This is a genomic window from Vibrio sp. S234-5, from assembly GCF_000960595.1.
Taxonomy (GTDB): Bacteria; Pseudomonadota; Gammaproteobacteria; order Enterobacterales; family Vibrionaceae; genus Vibrio.
This window is the reverse complement of the sequence record NZ_JZAM01000451.1, coordinates 1-386: the sequence shown is the minus strand read 5'-3', so window position 1 is coordinate 386 and position 386 is coordinate 1. Positions and strand designations below refer to the sequence as shown.

Here is a 386-nt window from a genome sequence, read left to right as displayed (position 1 = left end):
CTCAGCTCGTTGCGTATGCTATGTAGCCGCATGATGGATAAAAACAAATGGGTTAATAAACCTATGTACCCGCATTACTTATGTGAGCAATGTTATCAAAGCCGGGCTGAGGCAACTAAACAGGCGCAAGTGAGTAAGTTAGTATCCAAGAAAGAGAAGGGTCAGAGTGATCGGTATCAACGTATGGAAACCATGCGCAATATGGATAAAGTGACGGAATCTGGCGACGCTGAAAGCGTAGGGCGCTTGTGGGATATGGCTTCGGCAAAACTCAGCAAAACCGATTTAACGGTGATGAAGCGCCATGCAGAGTTTTTGAAAAAGCACAAAGGCTTGCAAGAAATCGCAGAACAGCTTGGCCGTATGGCTGGGCAAGTGAATGATCC

General features: G+C 46.4%; 1 pseudogene. It reads left to right on the top strand.

The features are described from left to right. Positions 1–386, top strand: a pseudogene (locus UF06_RS22950) (ATPase RavA stimulator ViaA); the annotation flags it as partial.